This window comes from Myxococcus sp. AB025B, assembly GCF_006518215.1.
In the GTDB taxonomy this organism is placed as follows: domain Bacteria; phylum Myxococcota; class Myxococcia; order Myxococcales; family Myxococcaceae; genus Myxococcus; species Myxococcus fulvus.
In genome coordinates this window covers 1-20,913 of the sequence record NZ_SRLW01000178.1, presented here as the reverse complement: position 1 = coordinate 20,913, position 20,913 = coordinate 1, and the positions used below count along the sequence as shown (strand labels likewise).

The following is a 20,913-nucleotide window of genomic DNA, read 5'->3' as shown; positions in this document are numbered from 1 at the left end:
GGGTTGGGGCTGGCGAAGACGGTGTCGTTCATCACGCCGCTGGCCGCGACGGTGGAGCCGTTGACGGTGGCGGGCGGCGTGGGGTTCGCGGCGATGGTGGGCCTGCTGTTCGGCATCTGGCCCGCGGCGCGCGCGGCGAACCTGGACCCGGTGGAAGCGCTCCGCCACGACTGAGGACGACTTCCCATGATGGCCTTGCTGGACACCTTGCGGCTGGCGTTCGGGACGTTCGTCTCCAACCCGCTGCGCTCCTTCCTGACGCTGCTGGGCATCGTCATCGGCGCCACCACGGTGGTGTCGATGATGGGCCTCATCGAGGGCCTGCGGAACCAGGTGAACGAGAACCTGTCGGAGCTGGGCGCCAACTGCTTCCAGGTGCAGCGGCTGCCGTTCGGCGCGGGCAACCTGTCGCTGGCGGAGCTGTCGCGCCGGCCGCGCTTCACGCACGAGGACCTGGAGGCCATCCGCGAGCTGCCCTCGGTGCTGACGGCCGCGGGCGAGGACTCGCAGGGGGGACAGAAGGCATCCACGCCGCTGCGCGAGTCGCGGGCGAACGTGGGCGTGTGGTCGGGGACGCCCGAGTACTTCCAGACGAACTCGGTGGTGGTGGCGCACGGGCGCGCCTTCACGCAGACGGAGTACCTGGATGGCCGGCGGGTGGCGGTCATCGGCCCGGACCTGGCGGAGACGCTGTGGCCCTCGCTGGACCCGTTGGGTCAGTCGTTCCGCCTGAAGGGGCGCAACTTCATCGTGGTGGGCGTGCTCAAGCGCAAGGGCGGCTTCCTGGGCGGCAGCGGCCAGGACAACCAGGTGATGACGCCGCTGACGGCCTTCCGCCCGCTGTTCGGCGTGCGCGACTTCCGGGTGAGCATCCAGGCGACGTCCGCGGAGGTCATCAAGCGCGCGCAGGACGAGGTGACGGTGCTGATGCGCCGGCGTCACAACCTCAAGCCGCTGGAGCCGGATGACTTCTTCGTGTTCTCCAACGAGAGCTCCACGGAGATGTTCAACAACATCTCGCAGGTGATTTCGGTGGCCAGCTTCGGCGTGTGCCTCCTGTCGCTGCTGGTGGGCGGCATCGGCATCCTGAACATCATGCTGGTGGCCGTGACGGAGCGGACGCGGGAGATTGGCATCCGCAAGGCGCTGGGCGCGAAGAAGCGGCGCATCCTGGCGCAGTTCGCCACGGAAGCGGTGGTGCTGTCCCTGGCGGGCGGCCTGCTCGGCGTGGCGCTGGGGGTGGGGCTGGCGCACCTGGCGCGCTGGGTGCTGGGGCTGCCCACCGAGGTGCCGGGCTGGGCCATCGGCCTGTCGCTGGCGATGAGCAGCGGCGTGGGCCTGGGCTTCGGAATCTATCCGGCCGCTCGCGCCGCGAAGCTGGACCCGGTGGAGGCGATGCGCACCGAATAAATGCGCCACCTGGCGCCGAGCCGTGTCTGGTGAAAAGGGGCCCGCCCGCGAGCGTTTCCGCGGACCGGGCCCCTTCCTATTCCACGCGCGAGGGCGTGGGGACTACGGGCAGGGCGCCGTGCAGATGAGCTGGCCGGTGATGGGGTGCTTGTAACAGAACGGCGCGCACTCGGACTTCGGGGCCGGCTCGGTGGTGAAACCCGTGGTGACACCGAAGACAGCGGCGGCGGCGGTGAAGACGACGGCAACGCGGAGGTGCTTGAGAGCCTTCATTGGGGTGTGTCTCCAGACAGCGTGTCCGTACGGCCCGGCAAGAATGGCGCTGGGCGCAATTAATGACAACTAAGAAATCGAGAATATCTCTGCGCGTGTGGCTTTGCTGGTGAGACACGCACAACGCGCGCCGGTGAGACATCCTGGCTTGGAGAGGGATTGCGGCGCGCTTGTAACTATCGCGTGGGTTGGTGCGAGCGGGGACCGCCGCCGGCCCACTGGTAGCCGAGCGTCGCGCCGGAGCCGACGAAGGCCAGGGCGATGAGCTGGCGCACGGCCTGGAGGCGGGTGCTGGGCTCGGAGAGCTTCGTCAGCAGGCCGTCGACGGCGGCGGCCAGGAGGGTGCCCGCGGCGGCGCCGGCGAGGGCTCCGACGTAGGCGTCCGCCCTGTCCTCGCTGCGGCCGAACGCGAGCTCGCCCAGGCCCCAGGTCCCGAGCGCGGCGAGGGGCGGGGTGAAGAGGAGCCCTCCGCCGACGGCCGCGACCTCCAGGTCCATCCAGCGTCCGCTGCCTGGCGTGGCGGGGCGGAAGAAGAGCAGGCGTGAGGGCAGGTAGCCCCCGAGCATTCCCGTGGCCGTCTGCGCGCTCGCGGCGCCCAGGCGTGTGTCACCGCCGACGCGGGTTGCGCCCCAGATGCCCGTGAGCGGGAGCAGCGCGAGGCCGCCGTGCGCGACCCAGGCGCCGGTGGAGAGGGGCACGTCCTCGGGGCGGACGGGCTGGTACGTGCTGCTCGCGCCGAGCGGGGGCGAGGTGGTGGGTGGGCGCGGCGAGAGGCCGCCCTGCGCGGCCCAGGCGCGCATGGAGGTGAGGCGCTTCATTCCTGGCGCCGGTGTGTCGTGGGGGTTCGCCAGGGTGACCGCATGCGTCCAGGCGGCGCCATCGCGCGTGGAGTGTGCGCGCACCGGACGGCTCGCGTGGATGGGCTCCGCCATCGAGGCGTGCAGCGGGACATCGGTGTTCATGCCCGCGGGGCCGGCATGAGACGGGGACGGCATGAGGCTCGCGCCCACGAAAAGCCAGGTGCTCAAGAGGACGAGATGTCGTGACATGCGCGCGCTCGGGCCGTGAGGAAGAACGGGGAGGGTGCTCACGTGGCCGCATGTGCTCCACCTCGTCCCGGGTCCGAGTGACGTGCGTCGCACAGTGCCCGAGCGTCGAGGTGTTGTCCGGTGGACGCCGTGCGCGTGCGCTCGGTGTCACCAGGCAGGTGCCGCGACCGGGGAGCGCCATTAGCTTCCCAAGGTGAAGCTGGCCTGCTCCGTGCTCGTCGCGTTGCTCGTCGCCGGGTGCCCTGCTCCGAATCATCGGCACGACCTCCGGCTGCGCGCGCTGCCCACCGCGGCGGATGAGACGCGCTCGCTGGCCTTCTTCCAGTCGCTCGGCGTCGCGCTCACGCCCGGCCACCACGTGGAGCTGGTGGAGAACGGCCGCGTCTTCGATGTGCTCGACGAGGAGATTCGCGCCGCGCGCTCCAGCATCCACATCGCCAGCTACATCTGGCGCCCGGGTGAGCCCTCGGAGCGGCTGGTGCGCGCGCTGCGGGAGCGACAGCCCGGGGTCGCGTGCCGCGTGCTCGTGGACCCGCTGGGCAGCGTCAACTTCGACTCCGTGGGCATCGCGCTCGCGAACGCGGGCTGCGAGGTGCGCATCTTCCGTCCCATCCAGGGCGCCATGCCCTCGCTCGACGCCGCGCGCATCAAGACGCGTCTGCACCGCAAGCTGGTGGTGCGCGACGGCGAGGTCGGCGTCACCGGGGGCTTCGGCATCTGGCGCAGCTGGCTCGGCGACGCGGAGGGGCCCGAGTACTGGCGCGACATGAGCGTGCGCGCCGAGGGGCCCGCCGTGCGCGAGATGCAGGTGGCCTTCGCGCAGAACTGGCAGGAGGCGGGCGGAGACTTCCTTCCCCCCGAGGCCTTCCCGGAGTTGGGCTCCCGAGGCGCCGCGCGCGCGGGCTTCGTCGCGAGCACGCAGCACCGTTTCCTCTCCGACGCGCGCCGCATGACGCTGCTCACCATCGCCGCCGCGAAGCGACGCCTCTGGATTTCAAACTCGTACTTCATCCCCTCCGACGCCATCGGCGACATGCTGCTGGAGAAGGTGAAGCAGGGCGTGGACGTGCGCGTGCTCGTGCCCGGGCGACATCACGACATCGCGCCGGTGCACGCCGCGCAGCGCGCGTCCTACGCGAGGCTGCTCGAGGGCGGGGTGCGCATCTGGGAGTACGAGCTGTCGATGATGCACTCCAAGACGATGCTCGTGGACGAGGACCTGTCCGTGGTGGGCTCGACGAACCTGGACCCGCTGGCGCTGAGCACCTCGGACGAGTGCTCGCTGGTGGTGGAGGATACGGCGCTGGCCGCGGCGCTCGCCGCCGCGTTCGAGAAGGACATGCTCCACTCGCGCGAAATCCACTGGGACGGCTGGCGCCGCCGGGGACTGCTGCAGCGGCTGGGCGAGAAGCTGCCGTGGCTCATCGGCGACTATCTCTGAGCGCCGTGCCTCAGAACCGGAGCGTGGTCGCCAGGTGCAGCACGGGCTCCACGGCCTCTGTCTCCGAGACCACCTCCTGGGCGGGCGCCGCCTGCTTGCAGTAGAGGAAGACGCAGGGCGCGAAGGTCGAAGGAGGGGTGGTCTGCGTCCGGGTGCGGGTGGTCTGTGCGCCAGCTCCCACGGAGAAGAGCCACCGCCGGCCCAGCGCGTGCGAATAGCCCACGATTCCCCCGAAGGAGGTGCGGGTGCCGTCCGTGTGGGGGTCCACCTCGATGAGTGAGTGGCTGGCCTGCGCCGACACGAAGACGCCCTCGTGGAACCGCTGGCTGAAGAAGACCCGGGTGCCCACCTGCCCTCCAAAGGTGTCGAGGTTCACCTTGAAGTGGAGGCCCCCGTACAGGGACAGGTAGCGGAAGAGCTGCTGCTCCATGTTCACCGCGAGGAGGGGGAATCCGGCGGGAGACTCGTCGAACGAGAACGACTGGCCGCGCAGCGCCAGGTTCAAGGACCGTGTCCAGCGGTCGACCTCGGCCTCGGTGGCGGCGTCGAGGAAGGGCGAGGGCGTCGTCTCCTCCTGGGCCTGTGCGAGGAAGGGGAGGGCGACGAGTCCGCTCAGGAGGCCGTGACGCAACGAATGGAGGTTCATGGTGGCGTGGCCCCAGGGCAAAGGGTGTGCCGGGCGTAACCCGGCGAGAGGACAACCCCTGGGGCGCGAGGAATGTGCAACCCAGTGCACAAGCGTGAAGCGCGCTTCGCGAGGCACCGCGTCCTCGGGGTGGCGCCGGGCGCGAGCTCGACGAGGTCGGCGCCGTGAGAGGGCGGAGGACTCGTGGTGCGTCGTCGGACGCGACCCAGACAGTGACGCGCCACGCGTGGTAAGGGCTCGGGCCATGAGCACCCAGGACGTGGTAGGGCGGGCAGTCATCCGAGAGATACGGCCCGAGGATGATGTGGCGGTGGGAGAGCTGCTGGTCGAGGCCTTCACCAGCCAGTACGCGAAGAAGCTGCCGGAGGTGGTCTACACGGAGGAGCGCAAGCGTGAGCTGCGCGACGTGGCGGCTCGGCGGAAGGTGGCCTCGCTCCTGGTGGCGGAGCTCGATGGTGAGGTCGTCGGCACCGTGGCCCTCTTCCCTCCCGGCGCGCCGGGCTCGGAGGCGTGGCTGCCTCGCGCGGCGGACCTGCGTGGGCTGGCCACCGCGGTGAAGGTGCATGGCACCGGCCTGGCCCGGCCGCTGCTCGATGCCGCCGAGGTGCTGGCCAGGCGCTGGGGCGTGGACGCGGTGTGTCTGCACGTGCGCCGGGGCGCCGTCGGCGTCGCGCGCATGTACATGTCCCGCGGCTACGTGCGCGAGCCCGAGGGCGACATGAACCTGCCCACGGTGTTCCTCGAGGCGTACGTGCTGCGCCTGAAGTAGCCGTCGCCCGGGTGGCCTCCGCCCTGATGACCACTGTCATCAGGCCCTCGACGGCGGTCACCAGGAGCGCGCCCGCCTCGGCCCCCGGAGTCGCGGACCTCCTCTGTGATTCCAGGGGCTTGGCGAGTCGCCGACCCTGGCACACCTCGTGCTCAAGGCACCTGCATCGGCTGACCTGGTTCAGCCCTCGCAGCCCTGCTCCCGAGGACCTCGTCATGGCGCTCTCCCCCATCTCCCGCTCCGCCGTCTCCCCCGTCGCCCCCTCGCTGTCGTCCCGCGCCGAGTCGGTGTCGCAGGCGGCGCGGCCGACGCCGATGAACGCGCCCTCGGCCCAGTCCCTCTTCCAGAAGGACGGCTTCGAGAGTGGTGGGCTCAAGAGCGCGGAGGGACTCCAGAAGCTGGTGAAGGTGCTCGCCTCGCAGCTCGAGGTCCTCAATGAGCTGGCGCAGGTGCTCGGTGGCGCGCAGGGGCAGGGCGGCACCGGCGTGCCTCCGCTGAACGGCGCGCGGGTGCAGGGTGGCACGGGCGTGCCTCCGCTGGGGGGCAGCGCGGGTCCGGGAGCCCTCGCGGGTTGCGCGGAGACCTCTTCCGCGATGCCGGGCGCTCAGGTCCCGAGCATCGGCGCCGAGGCCCCGTCTCCCCTGGGCAAGGCCGCGGCCCCGTCCCTGGGACAGCCCGCGGAGGCGGTCGGCGCGAAGCAGAAGGTCTCCGACTCGCAGGGCGTGAAGAAGGACGGCAACACGCTCTCGCTGCACAACGATGGCGACAAGCCGATGACCATCCAGTTCACGCCGAACGCGGGGGAGAAGGCGGTGGACCCGGTCACCCTCCAGCCGGGCGAGAACCGCACGGTGAAGTTCCCCGAGGGGTGGTCGGGCAACTTCCGCAGCACGTCGGGCGACGGCAAGAACGCCACGCTCGGCGAGGTGAAGTTCGACGGTGGCTTCGGGAAGACCTACTACGACGTCAGCTACATCGAGGGGCACAACACCGCGATGACGATGCAGCCCGCCAGCGGCGGCCGGACGTCCGGGACGCTGGAGAACCTGCTCGCCTCCGCGCCGGACGCCGTGAAGGCCCGAGGTGAGGACGGGTCGGTGTATGGCATCAAGAAGACCACCACCTCGGAGGTGAAGGACCCGGCGGTGGTAGACTTCTTCCGCAAGCACGTCGGCGCGGACCAGGGGTATGTCATCCCCACCGACGACGCGAGCACGCTGGGCAGTGGTGACAGCAACCTGGTCGTCCGCTTGAAGAACCTCACCTGAGTCCCACCGGCGCCGCGCGCGCTGGCCGTGTCCCCTCCATGAGCGTCCGCCGCCGCAGCAGCAGCAGCCCGCGCGCGAGTCCTCTTCGGCCCAGGCTCCGCGCGAGCGGGACCTCGCGGAGCGCGCGCCGCGTGAGCAGACGCCGGCTTCAAGGGAGGGCCGCGCGAGGGTGCGCGCCGCCGTGGTGGACCGATTGATGCGGGGCTACGCGGACCTGGAGGCCAAGCTCTCCCAGTTCGTCCAGGCCCCGGGGCGTCACCAGGGCGTCGTCACGGTGCCCATCATGATGAGCGAGAGCTCCGTCACGCTCGAGTTCTGGGCCGTGGCCGCCGGGACGGCCGATGACCGGGCCTTCCTGGCCGAGGTGCTCGGGGTGCCGGCGAACGTGGATGACGCGTACCTGCTCGAGCTCTTGCGCGAGGAGATCCACCTCGCCTTCGACGTGTTCCAGCGCTCGGAGCCGGGCAAGCAGGCCCGCGCCGCGTACGAGGCGGTGCTCACGCGCTATGACGCGGCCCGCATCCAGACCGTCATCGAGGGCCATGACGCGGGGCCGATGGTGGCGGAGTGTGCCCGGCTCCAGCTCACCTGTGAGCCGACCTTCACCCGCTCGCTGCTCTTGTCCCCACTCCAGCTCGCCGTCGCGCGCTTCGCCGACGAGGGCAGCGCCACGCAGGTGATGGTGGCCGGACTGACGCTGCAGCAGCTGGGCTCGCTCGTGGGGCACCTGCGCACGCTCAACCCGTTGCTGAGCAACGCGCAGGTGCGCAACCTCCTGTTCCGCGCCTCCACGGATTTGAAGCTCGCGTTGCGAAAGCCACTGGGTGACGCGGAGGTGGAGCGCGTGCAGGAGCTCGCGAAGCAGCTCCTCCGGCTCCAGGCCGTGGAGTACCTCCACGTCTGAGGAGCGACGCCCACGAGGGACATCGCCCGAGCGTCGTGCACTCCGGCGCGGGGCGCCGACACGCGTGTGACGAGGGTGCCCCTTGCAACGGGAGCACGCCGCCCGCGCATCGCACGGGGCAGCGCGGCTCCAGCTCGGCCTGCTCAGCAGCGGCGTCGCGCCGGCATGCGGTCGGCTCGAGACGCAGGTCCCGCTCCGCGCGTCAGTCCGCCAGCCTTCGCGGCGAGCGTGACGCGCGGCCCAGGTAGGGCCCTCCGCTCAGGAGGACTCGCGGGCGAAGGCGCCCTTGCGGGAGCCGCCGCCATCGGAGTTGCCCAGCGCCGTGGCGATCTCGCCGCCGCGCTGCGCGCGCTCGGCCTCGGTGGTGCCCTCGGCCTTCTCGACGACGAGCATGCCGCCGCCGTTGTGCTCGCTCCAGGCGGTGCCCACCGCGTCCTCGAGCGCCCCGGCATCCATCTTCACGCTCTTGCCGGTGCCCGGGTCCTTCACCGTGTAGTTGCCCTGCGCGTCCTTGCCATCGACGGTGACCCAGTGCGCGCGGCCCTTGCCCGCGTCCTTCGCGTTCGGGTCCACCTTGTTGGAGTCCACCAGCACCGCGGCCTTGCCGTCGCGCGCCAGGGCCTCATCCATCAGCTTCTTGTCGAAGGAGCCGGAGGCCTGCGTCACCGCCGCGCCCTCGTGCGCAATCATGTTGGACAGCTCGTGCGGCGTCGTCCCGTCGCCGTTGGTGAAGCGCGACTCGAGCGAGTCCATCGTCTCCGTCGACGGCTTCGCGCCCGTGGTGCCCTTGTCCTTGCCCAGCATCACCGCCACCGCGGACCCGCAGTTGGAGTCCTTGGTCTGCTGGAGCACCGAAGCGCCGTCCGCGGGCCCGCCCAGCTGGGGCACCTTCATGGACGACAAGTCACTCACGCAGGCCACCTGCTGGGGCTGGGTGGCGGACGCCGTGCCCACCGCGCTGGCCAGCGCACCGAAGCGCTGCACCCACTCGCTCAGCTGCGCCTCCTGCGCGCCGTACGCATCCGTGGGCGCCTCCACCGGCGTCACCTCGGGAGCCGTCGCCGTGTCCGCCCCTGAGGAGGCCGCCCCCGGCGTCGTCACCACGCCGACGCGCGGCTGCTCGAGGGTCCTCACCAGGTTCGGAGAGAGGGGAATGCGCACGGGGGGCCTCCAGGGACAAAAGGGGTACGTGGTCATCCCACTCTAACCCGAAAGTCCCTCCGCGTTAAGCGTCCCGCCCCGTGTCCAGGTCGTGCTTGCGCAGCAGTTTCTTCAAGTAGACACGGTCGATGTCCGCCTCGCGGGCGGCCCGGGAGATGTTCCCCTCGCAGCGCTCCAGGAGATTCTTCAGGTAGTCGCGCTCGAAGCCCTCGATGAGGCGCTCCTTGGCTTCCTTGAAGGGGAGGTCCAGCTCGACCTTGGCGCCTCCCTCCTCGCCGGAGGACTCCAGCTCCGGCAGGGCCTCCTCGCCCAGGTTGACCACCTGCTCCACCACGTTTCGCAGCTCGCGCACGTTGCCTGGCCAGGGGTACTGCGCCAGCAGCGCGCGCGTCTGGACCGACAGCGCGCTGGGCGCCCGGCCCGTCTGCTTGAGCATGTGGTCGATGAGCGCGGGGATGTCCTCGGGGCGCTCGCGCAGGGGCGGCAGGCTCACCCGCAGCACCGCGAGCCGGTGGAACAGGTCCCGCCGGAACTTCCCCTGCTGCACCGCCTGCTCCAGGTTCACGTGCGTGGCGGCCACCACGCGCATGTTCACGGAGATGTAGTCGTTGGCGCCCACGCGCTTGACCTGCCGGCGCTCCAGCACGCGCAAGAGGCGCGGCTGCAGCTCCAGGGGCAGCTCGCCCACCTCGTCCAGGAACACCGTGCCGCCCTGGGCGCGCTCGAAGGCGCCCGCGCGGTCCGTCTGCGCGCTGGTGAACGCGCCCTTCACGTGGCCGAACAGCTCGCTCTCGATGAGCGTGGGCGGCACGCCCGCCAGGTCCACGATGACGAACGGGCCCTTCTTGCGCGGGCTCTGCTGGTGGATGGCCTCCGCGCACAGGTCCTTGCCCGTGCCCGTCTCGCCCTGGATGAGCACGTCCGCGCCGCCGGGGGCCAGCCGCTCCAGCAGCGTGAAGGCCTCGCGCATCTTGCGGCTCTGGCCGACGAGCGCCCCGAAGTGGTCCTTGTCCGACAGCAGGACGGCGCGCTCGCGCGTGTCCTCGGGCATCAGCTTCAGCTCGGTGGTGCCCAGGGTGATGACGGAGCCGGGGCGCAGCTCCAGGGACGTGAAGCGCAGCCGCTCGCAGAACGAGCCGTTGTGCGATTCCAGGTCCGTGGCCACCACGTGCTCGTCATGCACCTCCAGCCGCAGGTGCTGTCGGGACACGGCCTTGTCCGCCAGGACGATGTCGCACGTGGGCGCCTTGCCCACCACGTGCGTGCCCTGTCGGAGCGGATGCACCTTGCCGGAGTCCGGACCCGAGAGGACCCGGAGCACCATCTTCACCTGACCCGCCCGTCCGCGCGTCAGCGTGGCCGTGGCATCCAGGTTCGCCTCTTCCTCGTCCGGCGGCAGCGACACGAGGGCGGACGCTAGCACGCCCCGGCGGGGGTGCCACCTTCCACGCGTGTCACCGCTTCCGGGGGCGCACCAGCGCGCGCACCGGCCGCGCGGCCTTCTTCTCCTCGGGCAGGGAGTCGAGGAAGCCGTCCACCTCCCCCGCGCGCTCGGGCAGCTCCGCCTGGGTGAACCACCCCTTGGCCCGCGCGGCCTCCTCGCGCGCCTGGGGCACCTGTCCCGTCCGGGCCAGCGCCTTCGCCAGCGCGAAGCCCGACTCCGCCAGCGCGTCCGGGGGCGCGTCCGGGAAGCCCACCGCCTCGCGCAGCGGCTTCACGGCCTCGCCCGCGCGGCCCAGTCCGAGCAGCGCCTGGCCCACGCCGTCCAGGGAGTACTGCAGCTTGTCGTCGCCCGCGGGCAGCACCTTCTGCTTCATCGCGAGCGCGCGCTCATACGTCTTCAGCGCGTCCTCGAAGCGGCGAAGGGCGAGCTGACACATGCCCAGCTCGTCGAGCGCCTCCGCCAGCTTCAGGTTGTCCCCGCCATGGATGGCCTGGAGGATGTCCACCGCCGCCCGCGCGTGGGGCAGGGCCTGGTCGTCCTGTCCCTGCTCGCGCAGCGTCATGGACAACAGGCCGTGGCGCCGGGCCACGTCGGGGTGCTGCGGGCCCATGGCGGCGGTGGTCTTCTGGAGCGCGTCCTCCATCAGCTTCAGCGCGAGCGCCGAATCACCGAGCGAGTTCACCACGTGCGCGAGCAGGAACGTGGTGCGCGCGCGCTTGGGGTGCTCCTCCGGCAGCGCCTTCGCGTAGAGCGCGCGGGCCTCCTCCACGCGCGCCTTGGCCACGTCGTACTGCTCCTGCGTGATGGCCAGGTTGGCTTGATTGACGCGCACGTCGCCCAGCAGCACGGCGTCTCCGCCCATGCGCTCCAGGGTGGCCTCGGCCAGCTCGCCCCAGCGCGCCGCGGGCTCGAAGTGCTCGAGTCCATCCTCCACGAAGAGCAGCTTGTTGAGCGCCGTCACCTTGAGCCGGTCCGCGTGGCCGGCCTCCGCGTCGAACACCGCGCGCGACAGCAGCTTCGCGGCCTCGGCGGACTCGCCCGTCTGCTCCAGCAGCCAGCCGTTCAGGTACCGCGCCTCCGAGCGCAGCGGCAGGTGGCCGGTGGCCTCGACGGCGGCCATCAGCGGCTTCACCGCCTCCAGGGCCAGGGGATGCCTCCCCGCGTCCATGAGCGCGCGCACGTGGGAGAGCTTCTCCTCCAGCGCCTCGATGTCCGCGCGTCGCTGGGGGTCCGTGGGCAGCCGCTGCGCCGAGGCGAGCGCCTCCGCGTCCTCGCACTCCCCCAGCGCGGGCAGGGCGAGCGCCGCGTCCAGCGACTTCTCCACCATCGCCGCGTCCGCGCTCGACAGCAGCTCCACCGTGGCGCGGAAGTCCTTGCGCCGACGCTCCAGGCACACGAGCTGCCGGTCCAGCTGCTCCTGGGGCTTCACGCCCTGCACCTGGGTGGCCTCGCACGCCTGCACGCGCTGCTGCTTCCACGCCTGGGCGTAGTCCCCCAGGGCGTGCGTCACGCGCTCGGCCATCGCCTTCGCGAAGGGGCGCCCCGTGGCCTCGAACGCGGTGGCCAGCTTCTCGCGCGAGGAGGACGACCACGCCTCGTCCATCTGCGCGCCCGCGTCCACGCACGTGCGCGACTGGTGCCACACCGCGCCCGCCGTCAGCGCGAGCGTGGTGCCCAGCGCGCCCGCCGCCGTCGCCCACCGACGGCGCTGCAGCCGGTGGTGCTCCTGGGACAGCGCCTCCAGCAGCGCGGACATCGAGGGGAAGCGCTGGTCGGCCTCCAGCGACAGGCCGCGCAGCACGGCATCGCGCACCCAGCCGGGCACCTTCGAGTCGCGCGGCGGCTCGCGCACCGCGAGCGGAGGCGGCCGTGTGGCGGAGGTCGCCAGGGCGCCCTGGGGCGTGGCGAGCGACTCGGTGCGCCCGCCGGCCTCGACCATGCTGGAGATGACGTAGGCGCGCACGCTCCCCGGGTCGAAGGGGCGCGCGCCATAGAGCGCGCCGTACAGCGCGGCGCAGAAGCTGAACTGGTCCGTGCGCCCGTCCAGCGTCGCGCCCCGGAACTGCTCCGGGGACATGTAGTTGGGCGTGCCCACCAGCGCGCCATGGCCGGTGAGCGTGGTGTCCAGCATGCGCCGGCCGGAGGCGAGCGTCTCGCGGGTCTCCTCGGGGAGCGGGTCCTCCTCGCGCAGCTCGCCGATGGGACGCGCCAGGCCGAAGTCCATCACGTACACGCGGCCCGCGCGGCTGATGAGCACGTTGGCCGGCTTGAAGTCGCGGTGCACCAGCCCCGCCGCGTGCGCGGCCTCCAGGCCCCGGCCCGCGTCCACGTAGCGCGTGAGGATTTCGCGCCACGAGCGCGGCGACTCCTTCAGCCACGACGCCAGCGTGCCGCCGTCCACCAGCTCCATCGCGACGAAGACCTGGTCGCCCCACATGCCCACGTCGAACACCGGGATGACGTGCGGGTGGGAGACGCGCGCCATGGCCTGCGCCTCGCGCAAGAGCCGCGCCCGCGCCTCCTCGGACTCGTCGTGGCGTCCGTCCGGATGCAGCAGCTTGAGCGCCACCTTCCGGTCCAGGTCCGGGTCATAGGCCGCGTACACCACGCCCATGCCGCCCTGGCCCAGTCGGCGCAACAGCACATACCGGCCCACCTGGGAGAACGACGGCGCCCGGCGGCGCGCCTCGTCCGGCCCCGTGGCGGAGTCGTCACCGTGGGAGCTCGAGCCCACATCCCGATCTCCAGTGCCATAGGAGCGCGAGCCCGCACCTCGGGCCCCCGTCCCGTGGGAGCCCGCGCCCGGGACCCCCGCGCCCAGGGACATCGTCCCCTCGAGCTTGTCGCCCGCGCCCAGGGACATCGTCCCTTCGGGCTCGCCGCCCGTGCCCAGGGACATCGTCCCTTCGGGCTCGCCACCCGTGCCCAGGGACATCGTCCCTTCGTCCGCGGTGGCCGGGACGAGCGACGCCGTCAACTCGTCCTCGCCGCCCGTGCCGACGGAGCCCTCGCCCCTGTCGCCTGTGTCGTTCTTGGTCATTCCTGGCGCACCCTTCCCCCGAGTGTACCCAAGCTCCTTGGGACTCCCAGGTTCTCGCCGCCTCGCGTCAGTCGCCTGGCTGCTCCAGGGCAGACGCGCCGACCGGGCGTGAGGTGTCCGCCGGGACCTCGCGCCCTCGTCGGATGTGGTCGGAGCACAGGCCGCGATGTGGGAAGGCCGCACCTGCGCGAAGGTCCCTCCAGGTCCACACGTCGATGGCGTCCAGGTCCTTGTGCCCACGCGAGGGAAGGCGCGAGCCTGGGTGGGCCATGTCCATCCGCAAGGACTACGTCGAGCGTCTCATCGAGCAGTTCACCGCCGCGCTGGCGCGACTGCTCAAGGCCCGCCACGAGAAGCGCTTCGCCGACGCGGCGGCGCTCATCCGCTCGACGGCGCTCGACACGTTGGGGATGGAGTACGCGGCCCTGCTGATGGTGGACGCCGCGTCCACCGCGCGCCTGCTGGGCGACCCGCTGCGCGTGAAGGTGCTCGCGCGACTGGTGGCCGAGGACGGCGAGCTGCACCTGGAGCAGGGCGACTCCCAGAGGGCCACCGAGCGCTTCGAGTACGCGCTCGCGCTGTATGCCGAGGCGCGCCGCCTGGGGCTCCCTCATGACGCGGAGGACTCCGCCGTCCTCGCCCGCCTCCGCGCGTGGCTGGGTCCCGGCGCGAGCGCTTGAAAGACAACACTGTCGCCTGAGTCCGCCCGCACCCGTCAATGAATGACGCGGCGCGGCCCATGACGCCATGCATTGAAGACCCCAGGGGATGCCTTTGCGGGAGGGGGTCCTCTTCCCGACAGGTGGAGTGCTGGGGTGCAGGACAGTCGCCCGGCATTCTGGCGGGCGGCCCCGGGGGTGGGTTGCGGTGATGTCTGTGTTCGCGGCTACGATGAAGCGCACGTCCTCGTTGCCATGTCTGGGGTGTGCGCTTGTCGTTCGTCGAGCTTCCCGAGAGCGTCGTTCCGTGTCGAAACCTGGTGGGAGGTGAGTGGCTGCTGCCGCCGGGCGCGACGCTGCTGGATGTCCGCAGCCCCTACACCGGCACCGTCATCGGCCGGGTTCCCCTCACGCCCGCGGACGGTGTCGCGCAGGCGGTGGAGGCCGCGCGTCCCGCCGCCGCGCTGTGGAGGAGCCTGTCCCCGCGCGAGCGCACCCAGCCCCTGTTCCGCTTCCGGAGCCTGCTGGAGCGGGACCTGGACCGGCTGTCGAACCTCGCCGCGAGCGAGGCGGGCAAGACGGTGGCGGAGGCGCGCGCCGGGGTGCTCAAGGGCCTGGAGGTGTGCGAGTTCGCGCTGTCCCTGCAGAACCTGGACAGCGGCGCGCACCTGGAGGTCAGCCGCGGCGTCACGTGTGAGCTGCGCCGAGAGCCCTTGGGCATCGTCGCGGGCATCACCCCGTTCAACTTCCCGGCGATGGTGCCCATGTGGCTGTTCCCCATCGCGGTGACGCTGGGCAACGCCTTCATCCTCAAGCCGTCGGAGAAGGTGCCGCTCACCGCATGCGCGCTGGGCGAACTGATGCGCGAGGCGGGCTATCCCCCCGGCGTCTTCTCCGTCGTGCACGGCGGGCGCGAGACGGTGGACGCGCTGGTGGAGCACCCGGACGTCAAGGCGCTGGCCTTCGTGGGCTCGTCGGCCGTGGCGCGGCAGCTCTACGCGCGCGGCGGTGAGCGCGGCAAGCGCGTGCTCGCGCTGGGCGGCGCGAAGAACCACCTCATCGTCGCGCCGGACGCGGACCCGGACCTCACCGCGCAGGCCGTGGTGGACTCGTTCACCGGCTGCGCGGGCCAGCGCTGCATGGCGGGCAGCGTGCTCCTGGCGGTGGGTGACATCGAGCCCTTGCTCCAGGACATCTCCCGGCGCGCGGCCCGGCTCGAGGTGGGCCCCGGCATGGGCGCCATCATCGACAAGGGCGCGGTGGAGCGGCTGGAGACGGCCATCGCCCGCGCGGCGTCCGAGGGCGCGCGCCTCACGCTGGACGGGCGCGGCAAGCGTCCGGCGGGCGAGCAGTGGGCCGGCGGCAACTGGCTGGGCCCGTCCATCCTGGACCACGTCCGCCCGGACATGGAGGCCGCCAGGCGCGAGCTGTTCGGCCCGGTGCTGTCCATCATCCGCGTGCCCACGCTGTCGGCGGCGCTCGCGGTGGAGAACGCGTCCACCTACGGCAACGCCGCGTCCATCTTCACCACCAGCGGCGCGGTGGCGCAGGCCGCGGTGGAGGGCGTGCGCGCGGGCATGGTGGGCGTCAACGTGGGCGTGCCCGTCCCGCGCGAGCCGTTCTCCTTCGGCGGCACCGGTGAGTCGCGCTTCGGCCACGGCGACATCACCGGCGTCTCCAGCCTCGACTTCTGGACCCAGCTCAAGAAGGTCACCCGCAAGTGGTCGGCTCGCACCGACGGCTCGTGGATGAGCTGAGCGTTCCTCCCGCACGAGCTCCAGTCGCGCCCGCAAGGAGGGCGCTCCCATGGCAGACAAGAAGCCCGTCAACTCCATCCGTCTCACCTCCCATCCGGACGGCGACACGCCGAGCGTGCCCATCCGCTGGGGCGAGGTGGATCCGCTGCGCCGGGGGCCCGTGGTGGCCACGCTCACCGAGCCCGGCCACCGCAACGTCATCGGCACGCACGCGGGCTCCTACGCCGTCTACCGCGCGCTCGCCGTGGCCGCGGGCATGCTGCCGCAGGACCACCGCGCGGACCTGAAGGACACCTCGCCCGCCGCGGAGATTGGTCCCCATCCGTCCTGGAGCGACCCGGACCGCATCGTCTCCCTGGACCCGTGGGGCGCGGTGGCGCCGCAGGCCTTCCGCCCCTTCTACGAGCAGGGCGTCGACTTCCGTCCCACCATCGCCGTCACCCGCGCGCACATCAACCTGCCGGAGCTGCGCGACGCGGTGGAGGCGGGCCGGCTGGTCCCGGACGGCGATTTGCTCACCGCCAACGGCGACATCAAGGTGGTCAAGGCCGCGGTGGACCCGGTGTGGCACCTGCCGGGCATCGCTCGGCGCTTCGGCCTGACGGAGAGCGCGCTGCGCCGCGGCCTCTTCGAGCAGACGGGCGGCATGTTCCCGGAGCTGATTACCCGCCCGGACCTGCACGTCTTCCTGCCGCCCATCGGCGGGCTCACGCTGTATGCCTTCGGTGACATCCGCTCGGTGTCGAACAAGGACATCCCGCTGGCGGTGCGCGTGCATGACGAGTGCAATGGCTCGGACGTGTTCGGCAGCGACATCTGCACCTGCCGGCCGTACCTGGCGCACGGCATCGAGGAGTGCGTGCGCACGTCGCAGGCGGGCGGCGCGGGCATCATCGTCTACCTGCGCAAGGAGGGCCGCGCGCTGGGCGAGGTGACCAAGTTCCTGGTCTACAACGCGCGCAAGCGCCAGGAGGGCGGCGACTCCGCGGCCACGTACTTCCACCGCACCGAGTGCGTGGCGGGCGTGCAGGACATGCGCTTCCAGGAGCTGATGCCGGACGTGCTCCACTGGCTGGGCATCACCCGCATCCACCGCTTCGTGTCGATGAGCGACATGAAGCACGACGCCATTGTCCGCTCGGGCATCGAAATCCTCGAGCGCGTGCCCATCCCCGAGGAGCTCATCCCCGCCGACGCGAAGGTGGAGATGGAGGCGAAGAAGGCGGCGGGCTACTTCACCAAGGGCCCCGTGGCGGACGCGGCGGGACTTGCGCAGGTGAAGGGACGGGGCCTCGATGTCTGAGCGGCCCGTGGCGAGGACGGACGTGTCCCCGGCCGTCGCGTGGCTGCGCACCCCCGCGGCCATCCGCGAGCGCTGCCACCAGCTGCTGGAGCTGGGGCTCGCCGGGAAGCTCACGCACTTCCGCGTGGAGCCCGCGCGGCTGTCGGCCGTGGTGGACACGGTGCTGGCCGTCACGCGCGAGGCGTACCCCACGCTGGACATCCCGCTGCACAGCCGCTGGCGTCACTTCGACGCGGGCGGCGTCAAGCGCGTGGAGGAGCTGGAGGCGCGGCTGAAGGGCGTGTCCCCCGAGGAGCGCGCGCGGGCGAAGCTGGACCTGGCCGTGGTGAGCGTGCTGCTGGACGCGGGCAGCGGCCCGAAGTGGCGCTACCGCGAGCAGGGCGGCGGCACCTGGGCGCGCTCGGAAGGCCTGGCGGTGGCCAGCTTCCGCATGTTCATGGACGGCGTCTTCTCGTCGGACCCGGACCGGCCGCTGCGCGCGGACTCGGAGGCGCTGAGCCGGCTGTCGCTCGACGCGCTCGCGCGAGGGCTCCAGGTCACCGGGTCGAACCCGCTGGACGGGCTCGAGGGCCGGCTGCACCTGATGCACGGCCTGGGGCGCGTGCTGCCCAGGCCCGGGACGCTGTTCGACCTCGTCGTCGCGCAGGGCCGCGGCGTGCGCGCCTCGGAGCTGTTGGGGCACGTGCTGGAGCAGCTGGGCCCCATCTGGCCGGGGCGGGTGATGGTGGACGCGGTCAACCTGGGCGACGTGTGGCCGCACTCGGCGCTGGGCCCGGTGGAGGGCGTGGACGCGCTGGTGCCCTTCCACAAGCTGTCCCAGTGGCTGACGTACTCGCTGGTGGAGCCGCTGGAGGAGGCGGGGCTCCGCGTGTTGGAGCTGGACGGGCTCACCGGCCTGCCCGAGTACCGCAACGGCGGCCTCTTCGTGGACCTGGGCGTGCTGGTGCCCCGGGACGCGCGGCTGACCCGCGAGGCCCTGCACCCGAGCGAGGAGCCCATCGTCGAGTGGCGCGCGCTGACGGTGGCGCTGTTGGACCGGGTGGCGGCGCTGGTGCGCGGCCGGCTGGGGATGAGCGCGGAGGAGCTGCCCCTGGGCAAGGTGCTGCAGGGAGGCACGTGGACGGCGGGGCGCAAGGTGGCCGCCGAGGCGCGCCCCGGCGGTGTGCCGCCCATCCGCGTGGACAGCGACGGAACGGTGTTCTGACAACCCGCAGATTCGACGAGGGAGGGACGCAATGGAGTTCCCCAACTGCACCGTGGTGGACCATCCACTGGTGAAGCACAAGCTGACGATGATGCGGCGCACGGAGACGAGCACCGCGACCTTCCGCTCGCTGCTCCAGGAGATTTCGCTGCTCCTGGCGTACGAGGCGCTGCGCGACCTGAAGGTCCGCGACGAGGACATCCAGACGCCCATGGCGCCCATGCGCGCGCCGATGCTGGAGGGCAAGAAGCTGGTGCTCGTCGCCATCATGCGCGCGGGCCAGGGCATCCTCGACGGCATGCTCCAGCTGGTGCCCTCCGCGCGCGTGGGCCACATCGGCCTGTACCGCGACCCGGAGACGCTGACGCCGGTGGAGTACTACTACCGCGTGCCCGGGCAGCTGGCGGACCGCGACGTGGTGGTGTGTGACCCGATGCTCGCCACGGGCAACTCCGCGGTGGCGGCGCTCCAGCGCGTCAAGCGCAGCAAGCCCGGCTCGCTGCGCTTCGTGTGTCTGCTGGCCTGTCCGGAGGGCCTGGCCAACCTGCGCGAGCACCACCCGGACGTGCACGTCTACACCGCCGCGGTGGACGAGAAGCTCAACGAGCACGGCTACATCCTCCCGGGGCTGGGGGACGCGGGCGACCGGCTCTTCGGCACCAAGACGTGACGTGTGCCAATGCCTGTCATGGATGACCCCGGGTTCTTTTTGAACTCGGGGGCGTCCGTGTCTGGGATTGTCGTGCCCTCGACGTCCCGAATAGCCTCGCATCCCTCCTGGGGGCCGTGAGCCCATCCCGGGCTCCAGCCCGCCTTGGGGGGACGAGGGACACGATGATGCGCGGAGGATTCGGCGTGGGCTGGGTGGCGCTGGCATGTCTGCTGGGCGCCTGTGACGTCGAGCAACCGGTGGACGAAGCGCCTCGGGAGGAGGTCTCGCGAGCGGCCCTGGCCCCGCCGGAGCCGAACCACGCGGACGCGGTGGCCCTCTGGGGCACGTCGTCGTCGGTGCTGAACCCGGGCGCGGCGGTGGGCGCGCCGGACGGCATCGCCGCGACGCTGCCCATGGACACCACGGCGGGGCTGATGCTGGACCTGGGCGAGGGGCAGGAGGCGACGGGGATGCTGACCGTCTACTACCGGGGCCCTCGCGAGGTGTCGTCGCAGTCGACGGTGCTGTTCCTGGCGGTGGACGGCAGCTACCTGTACGGGAGCACGCTGTTCGTGGTGCCGCGGGGCGAGGGCACCTTCGAGTGGACCGTGTGGAACGGGCAGACCATCCCCTATCGCTATGTGCTGCTGCGCGGGGCGGCCGAGGCGCCCATCCTGGTGGACGCGGTGCGGGGCCTGCGCAACCCGGTGTGTGGCGACGGCGTCATCGACGGCTCCGAGGAGCGCTGTGACGACGGCAACCAGAGCTCCGGAGATGGCTGCAGCAGCGTCTGCTGGCCGGAGGCCGGCTATACCTGCTCGGGCGAGCCGAGCGTCTGCGCGGACGTGGACGAGTGCGCCCTGGGCACGGACACCTGCGCGCCGGGGCAGGTCTGCGTCAACACGCCGGGCGGCTTCCAGTGCCAGACGCCCGCGTGCCTGCCGCCGAACCTCCAGTGTGGCTCGGCCTGCGTGGACCCGAGCAGCTCGAACGAGCACTGCGGCGGCTGTGGGAATGCCTGTGGTGGGGGCGCGGCCTGTCAGGCGGGCGCGTGCGTGGGCACGTCGCTGCTGCAGATTTCAGCGACCTGGAGCCGGCCTGGAGACGCGGACCTGTATGTCCGCACGCCGGGCGACAAGCTCATCCACTACAACAACCGCGGACCGGACGCGCAGACCGACTACGGCGAGCTGGACCGGGACGAGGTGACGGGCACCGGCCCGGAGAGCGTCTTCTGGGCGGATGGCCGGATTCCGCCCGTGGGCGGCTACCGCGTCTGTTTGATGGCGGTGGGCTTCTCTCCCCAGCCGAGCCCCTCGAATCCGGTGGGCTACACCGTCCGCGTCCGACGCGCGGGCAGGCCGGAGGTCGTCTACACCGGCGCGCTCACGCAGCTGCCCTCCACCTGGGGCTGCGACTGGGGCGACCCCGCGGTGGCGTCCTTCGGCATCCCCTGAGGCCGTCGCCCCGCGGGGGCGCCGGGCCGGGCATGGTGAGTGTTGGCCATGTCCCAGCCCGGGCTTCGCTCGAGCAGGGCGCGCAGGCGTTGTCGGCGCATCCCTCCGCGAACGAGGTGGAGGATGGGACCACCGTCGCCGTGCGCAACCCGGACGCCGCCCTGGACGCCCCGCCGGCCTCGTCCGAGTGCACCGAGGATAGCGAGGCCCGCATCGGGACCTTCACCTGGTCTGCCTCGCCGTGACGTGAGGTGCCTGGGCTCACCCGAGGACCACCGGGCGGTCCCTCGCCGAGTCAGGGGACACGGTGTCTGGGTTGAGAAGGTTGCCCTGGGCAACGATGTCTGGCTCCGCTCCCTGTCAGGGGCCAGGATGCGTGCCCGCGCAGGGGCCGACATTCGAGGCGGAGGTATCGAGGATGCGAACGACGTTCATTCCCCGGGGCCTGTCCATGCGGTTGGGGTGGGTGTTGGCGG

19 protein-coding genes are annotated in these 20,913 nt (G+C 71.7%); 13 read left to right on the top strand and 6 right to left on the bottom strand.

What is annotated here, in order from left to right; translation table 11 throughout:
* Both FL311_RS26660 and FL311_RS26655 read left to right on the top strand, forming a co-directional pair.
* A partial coding sequence (locus FL311_RS26660) for an ABC transporter permease (RefSeq protein WP_368668594.1) occupies nucleotides 1–174 on the top strand: 174 nt, incomplete at its 5' end.
* A gap of 12 nt (nucleotides 175–186) precedes the next feature.
* The gene (locus FL311_RS26655) at nucleotides 187–1,410 is read left to right on the top strand and encodes an ABC transporter permease (RefSeq protein ID WP_141329246.1); all 1,224 of its coding nucleotides are present in this window, start codon (nucleotides 187–189) and stop codon (nucleotides 1,408–1,410) included.
* Between the two features lie 102 nt (nucleotides 1,411–1,512).
* On the opposite strand, the gene FL311_RS44235 is transcribed toward FL311_RS26655, so the two are convergent.
* Together FL311_RS44235 and FL311_RS26650 are read right to left on the bottom strand one after the other, a co-directional pair.
* Nucleotides 1,513–1,683: a hypothetical protein gene (locus FL311_RS44235; RefSeq protein ID WP_194869373.1), complete on the bottom strand. Its 171-nt coding sequence runs from the start codon at nucleotides 1,681–1,683 to the stop codon at nucleotides 1,513–1,515.
* A 176-nt stretch (nucleotides 1,684–1,859) separates the two neighbouring features.
* Nucleotides 1,860–2,732, bottom strand: coding sequence for a hypothetical protein (locus FL311_RS26650; RefSeq protein WP_141329245.1), 873 nt, complete (start codon nucleotides 2,730–2,732; stop codon nucleotides 1,860–1,862).
* 193 nt (nucleotides 2,733–2,925) lie between these two features.
* Here FL311_RS26650 and FL311_RS26645 point away from each other — a divergent pair, with 193 nt between their 5' ends.
* The gene (locus FL311_RS26645) at nucleotides 2,926–4,173 is read left to right on the top strand and encodes a phosphatidylserine/phosphatidylglycerophosphate/cardiolipin synthase family protein (RefSeq protein ID WP_141329244.1); all 1,248 of its coding nucleotides are present in this window, start codon (nucleotides 2,926–2,928) and stop codon (nucleotides 4,171–4,173) included.
* Nucleotides 4,174–4,183: 10 nt separating this feature from the next.
* On the opposite strand, the gene FL311_RS26640 is transcribed toward FL311_RS26645, so the two are convergent.
* Nucleotides 4,184–4,819: a hypothetical protein gene (locus FL311_RS26640; protein ID WP_141329243.1), complete on the bottom strand. Its 636-nt coding sequence runs from the start codon at nucleotides 4,817–4,819 to the stop codon at nucleotides 4,184–4,186.
* A gap of 244 nt (nucleotides 4,820–5,063) precedes the next feature.
* Here FL311_RS26640 and FL311_RS26635 point away from each other — a divergent pair, with 244 nt between their 5' ends.
* The 3 genes from FL311_RS26635 to FL311_RS26625 all read left to right on the top strand — a co-directional run bounded on the left by FL311_RS26635 (nucleotide 5,064) and on the right by FL311_RS26625 (nucleotide 7,760).
* The gene (locus FL311_RS26635) at nucleotides 5,064–5,588 is read left to right on the top strand and encodes a GNAT family N-acetyltransferase (RefSeq protein WP_141329242.1); all 525 of its coding nucleotides are present in this window, start codon (nucleotides 5,064–5,066) and stop codon (nucleotides 5,586–5,588) included.
* Between the two features lie 215 nt (nucleotides 5,589–5,803).
* Complete coding sequence (locus tag FL311_RS26630; RefSeq protein ID WP_141329240.1) at nucleotides 5,804–6,856, top strand: hypothetical protein; 1,053 nt, start codon at nucleotides 5,804–5,806, stop codon at nucleotides 6,854–6,856.
* A gap of 169 nt (nucleotides 6,857–7,025) precedes the next feature.
* Nucleotides 7,026–7,760: a hypothetical protein gene (locus FL311_RS26625; protein ID WP_141329238.1), complete on the top strand. Its 735-nt coding sequence runs from the start codon at nucleotides 7,026–7,028 to the stop codon at nucleotides 7,758–7,760.
* Nucleotides 7,761–8,018: 258 nt separating this feature from the next.
* Here FL311_RS26625 and FL311_RS26620 read toward each other — a convergent pair whose 3' ends face one another.
* The 3 genes from FL311_RS26620 to FL311_RS26610 form a co-directional block, all read right to left on the bottom strand.
* Nucleotides 8,019–8,921, bottom strand: a complete 903-nt coding sequence (locus FL311_RS26620; protein WP_141329236.1) for a hypothetical protein — start codon at nucleotides 8,919–8,921, stop codon at nucleotides 8,019–8,021.
* 64 nt (nucleotides 8,922–8,985) lie between these two features.
* A complete protein-coding gene (locus tag FL311_RS26615) occupies nucleotides 8,986–10,245 on the bottom strand; it encodes a sigma 54-interacting transcriptional regulator (protein WP_228557101.1) in 1,260 nt (419 codons plus the stop codon).
* A 130-nt stretch (nucleotides 10,246–10,375) separates the two neighbouring features.
* Nucleotides 10,376–13,405, bottom strand: a complete 3,030-nt coding sequence (locus tag FL311_RS26610) for a tetratricopeptide repeat protein (protein WP_228557100.1) — start codon at nucleotides 13,403–13,405, stop codon at nucleotides 10,376–10,378.
* 269 nt (nucleotides 13,406–13,674) lie between these two features.
* On the opposite strand from FL311_RS26610, the gene FL311_RS26605 reads away from it, so the two are divergent.
* The 7 genes from FL311_RS26605 to FL311_RS26575 all read left to right on the top strand — a co-directional run bounded on the left by FL311_RS26605 (nucleotide 13,675) and on the right by FL311_RS26575 (nucleotide 20,682).
* Nucleotides 13,675–14,085 (top strand): hypothetical protein, encoded by a 411-nt coding sequence (locus tag FL311_RS26605; protein WP_141329234.1) that lies wholly within the window; start codon nucleotides 13,675–13,677, stop codon nucleotides 14,083–14,085.
* Nucleotides 14,086–14,336: 251 nt separating this feature from the next.
* The gene (mmsA, locus tag FL311_RS26600) at nucleotides 14,337–15,821 is read left to right on the top strand and encodes a CoA-acylating methylmalonate-semialdehyde dehydrogenase (protein WP_141329232.1); all 1,485 of its coding nucleotides are present in this window, start codon (nucleotides 14,337–14,339) and stop codon (nucleotides 15,819–15,821) included.
* A gap of 49 nt (nucleotides 15,822–15,870) precedes the next feature.
* A complete protein-coding gene (locus FL311_RS26595) occupies nucleotides 15,871–17,124 on the top strand; it encodes a GTP cyclohydrolase II (protein ID WP_141329230.1) in 1,254 nt (417 codons plus the stop codon).
* Nucleotides 17,117–18,328, top strand: coding sequence for a URC4/urg3 family protein (locus FL311_RS26590; RefSeq protein ID WP_141329228.1), 1,212 nt, complete (start codon nucleotides 17,117–17,119; stop codon nucleotides 18,326–18,328). The genes FL311_RS26595 and FL311_RS26590 overlap by 8 nt, the downstream gene beginning before the upstream one ends.
* 31 nt (nucleotides 18,329–18,359) lie before the next feature.
* Nucleotides 18,360–18,998: a uracil phosphoribosyltransferase gene (gene upp, locus FL311_RS26585; protein WP_141329226.1), complete on the top strand. Its 639-nt coding sequence runs from the start codon at nucleotides 18,360–18,362 to the stop codon at nucleotides 18,996–18,998.
* A gap of 164 nt (nucleotides 18,999–19,162) precedes the next feature.
* Nucleotides 19,163–20,437, top strand: coding sequence for a DUF4215 domain-containing protein (locus FL311_RS26580; RefSeq protein ID WP_141329225.1), 1,275 nt, complete (start codon nucleotides 19,163–19,165; stop codon nucleotides 20,435–20,437).
* Nucleotides 20,438–20,469: 32 nt separating this feature from the next.
* Nucleotides 20,470–20,682: a hypothetical protein gene (locus tag FL311_RS26575; RefSeq protein WP_141329223.1), complete on the top strand. Its 213-nt coding sequence runs from the start codon at nucleotides 20,470–20,472 to the stop codon at nucleotides 20,680–20,682.
* Nucleotides 20,683–20,913 lie beyond the last annotated feature (231 nt).

What these genes read in the sequence shown, in the direction of transcription:
- FL311_RS26655 (WP_141329246.1), top strand. Translation starts at nt 187, where the DNA reads ATGATGGCCTTGCTGGACACCTTGCGGCTGGCGTTCGGGACGTTCGTC.
- FL311_RS44235 (WP_194869373.1), bottom strand. Translation starts at nt 1,683, where the DNA reads ATGAAGGCTCTCAAGCACCTCCGCGTTGCCGTCGTCTTCACCGCCGCC.
- FL311_RS26650 (WP_141329245.1), bottom strand. Translation starts at nt 2,732, where the DNA reads ATGTCACGACATCTCGTCCTCTTGAGCACCTGGCTTTTCGTGGGCGCG.
- FL311_RS26640 (WP_141329243.1), bottom strand. Translation starts at nt 4,819, where the DNA reads ATGAACCTCCATTCGTTGCGTCACGGCCTCCTGAGCGGACTCGTCGCC.
- FL311_RS26635 (WP_141329242.1), top strand. Translation starts at nt 5,064, where the DNA reads ATGAGCACCCAGGACGTGGTAGGGCGGGCAGTCATCCGAGAGATACGG.
- FL311_RS26630 (WP_141329240.1), top strand. Translation starts at nt 5,804, where the DNA reads ATGGCGCTCTCCCCCATCTCCCGCTCCGCCGTCTCCCCCGTCGCCCCC.
- FL311_RS26615 (WP_228557101.1), bottom strand. Translation starts at nt 10,245, where the DNA reads ATGGTGCTCCGGGTCCTCTCGGGTCCGGACTCCGGCAAGGTGCATCCG.
- FL311_RS26610 (WP_228557100.1), bottom strand. Translation starts at nt 13,405, where the DNA reads ATGACCAAGAACGACACAGGCGACAGGGGCGAGGGCTCCGTCGGCACG.
- FL311_RS26605 (WP_141329234.1), top strand. Translation starts at nt 13,675, where the DNA reads ATGTCCATCCGCAAGGACTACGTCGAGCGTCTCATCGAGCAGTTCACC.
- FL311_RS26595 (WP_141329230.1), top strand. Translation starts at nt 15,871, where the DNA reads ATGGCAGACAAGAAGCCCGTCAACTCCATCCGTCTCACCTCCCATCCG.
- FL311_RS26590 (WP_141329228.1), top strand. Translation starts at nt 17,117, where the DNA reads ATGTCTGAGCGGCCCGTGGCGAGGACGGACGTGTCCCCGGCCGTCGCG.
- upp (WP_141329226.1), top strand. Translation starts at nt 18,360, where the DNA reads ATGGAGTTCCCCAACTGCACCGTGGTGGACCATCCACTGGTGAAGCAC.
- FL311_RS26580 (WP_141329225.1), top strand. Translation starts at nt 19,163, where the DNA reads ATGATGCGCGGAGGATTCGGCGTGGGCTGGGTGGCGCTGGCATGTCTG.
- FL311_RS26575 (WP_141329223.1), top strand. Translation starts at nt 20,470, where the DNA reads ATGGTGAGTGTTGGCCATGTCCCAGCCCGGGCTTCGCTCGAGCAGGGC.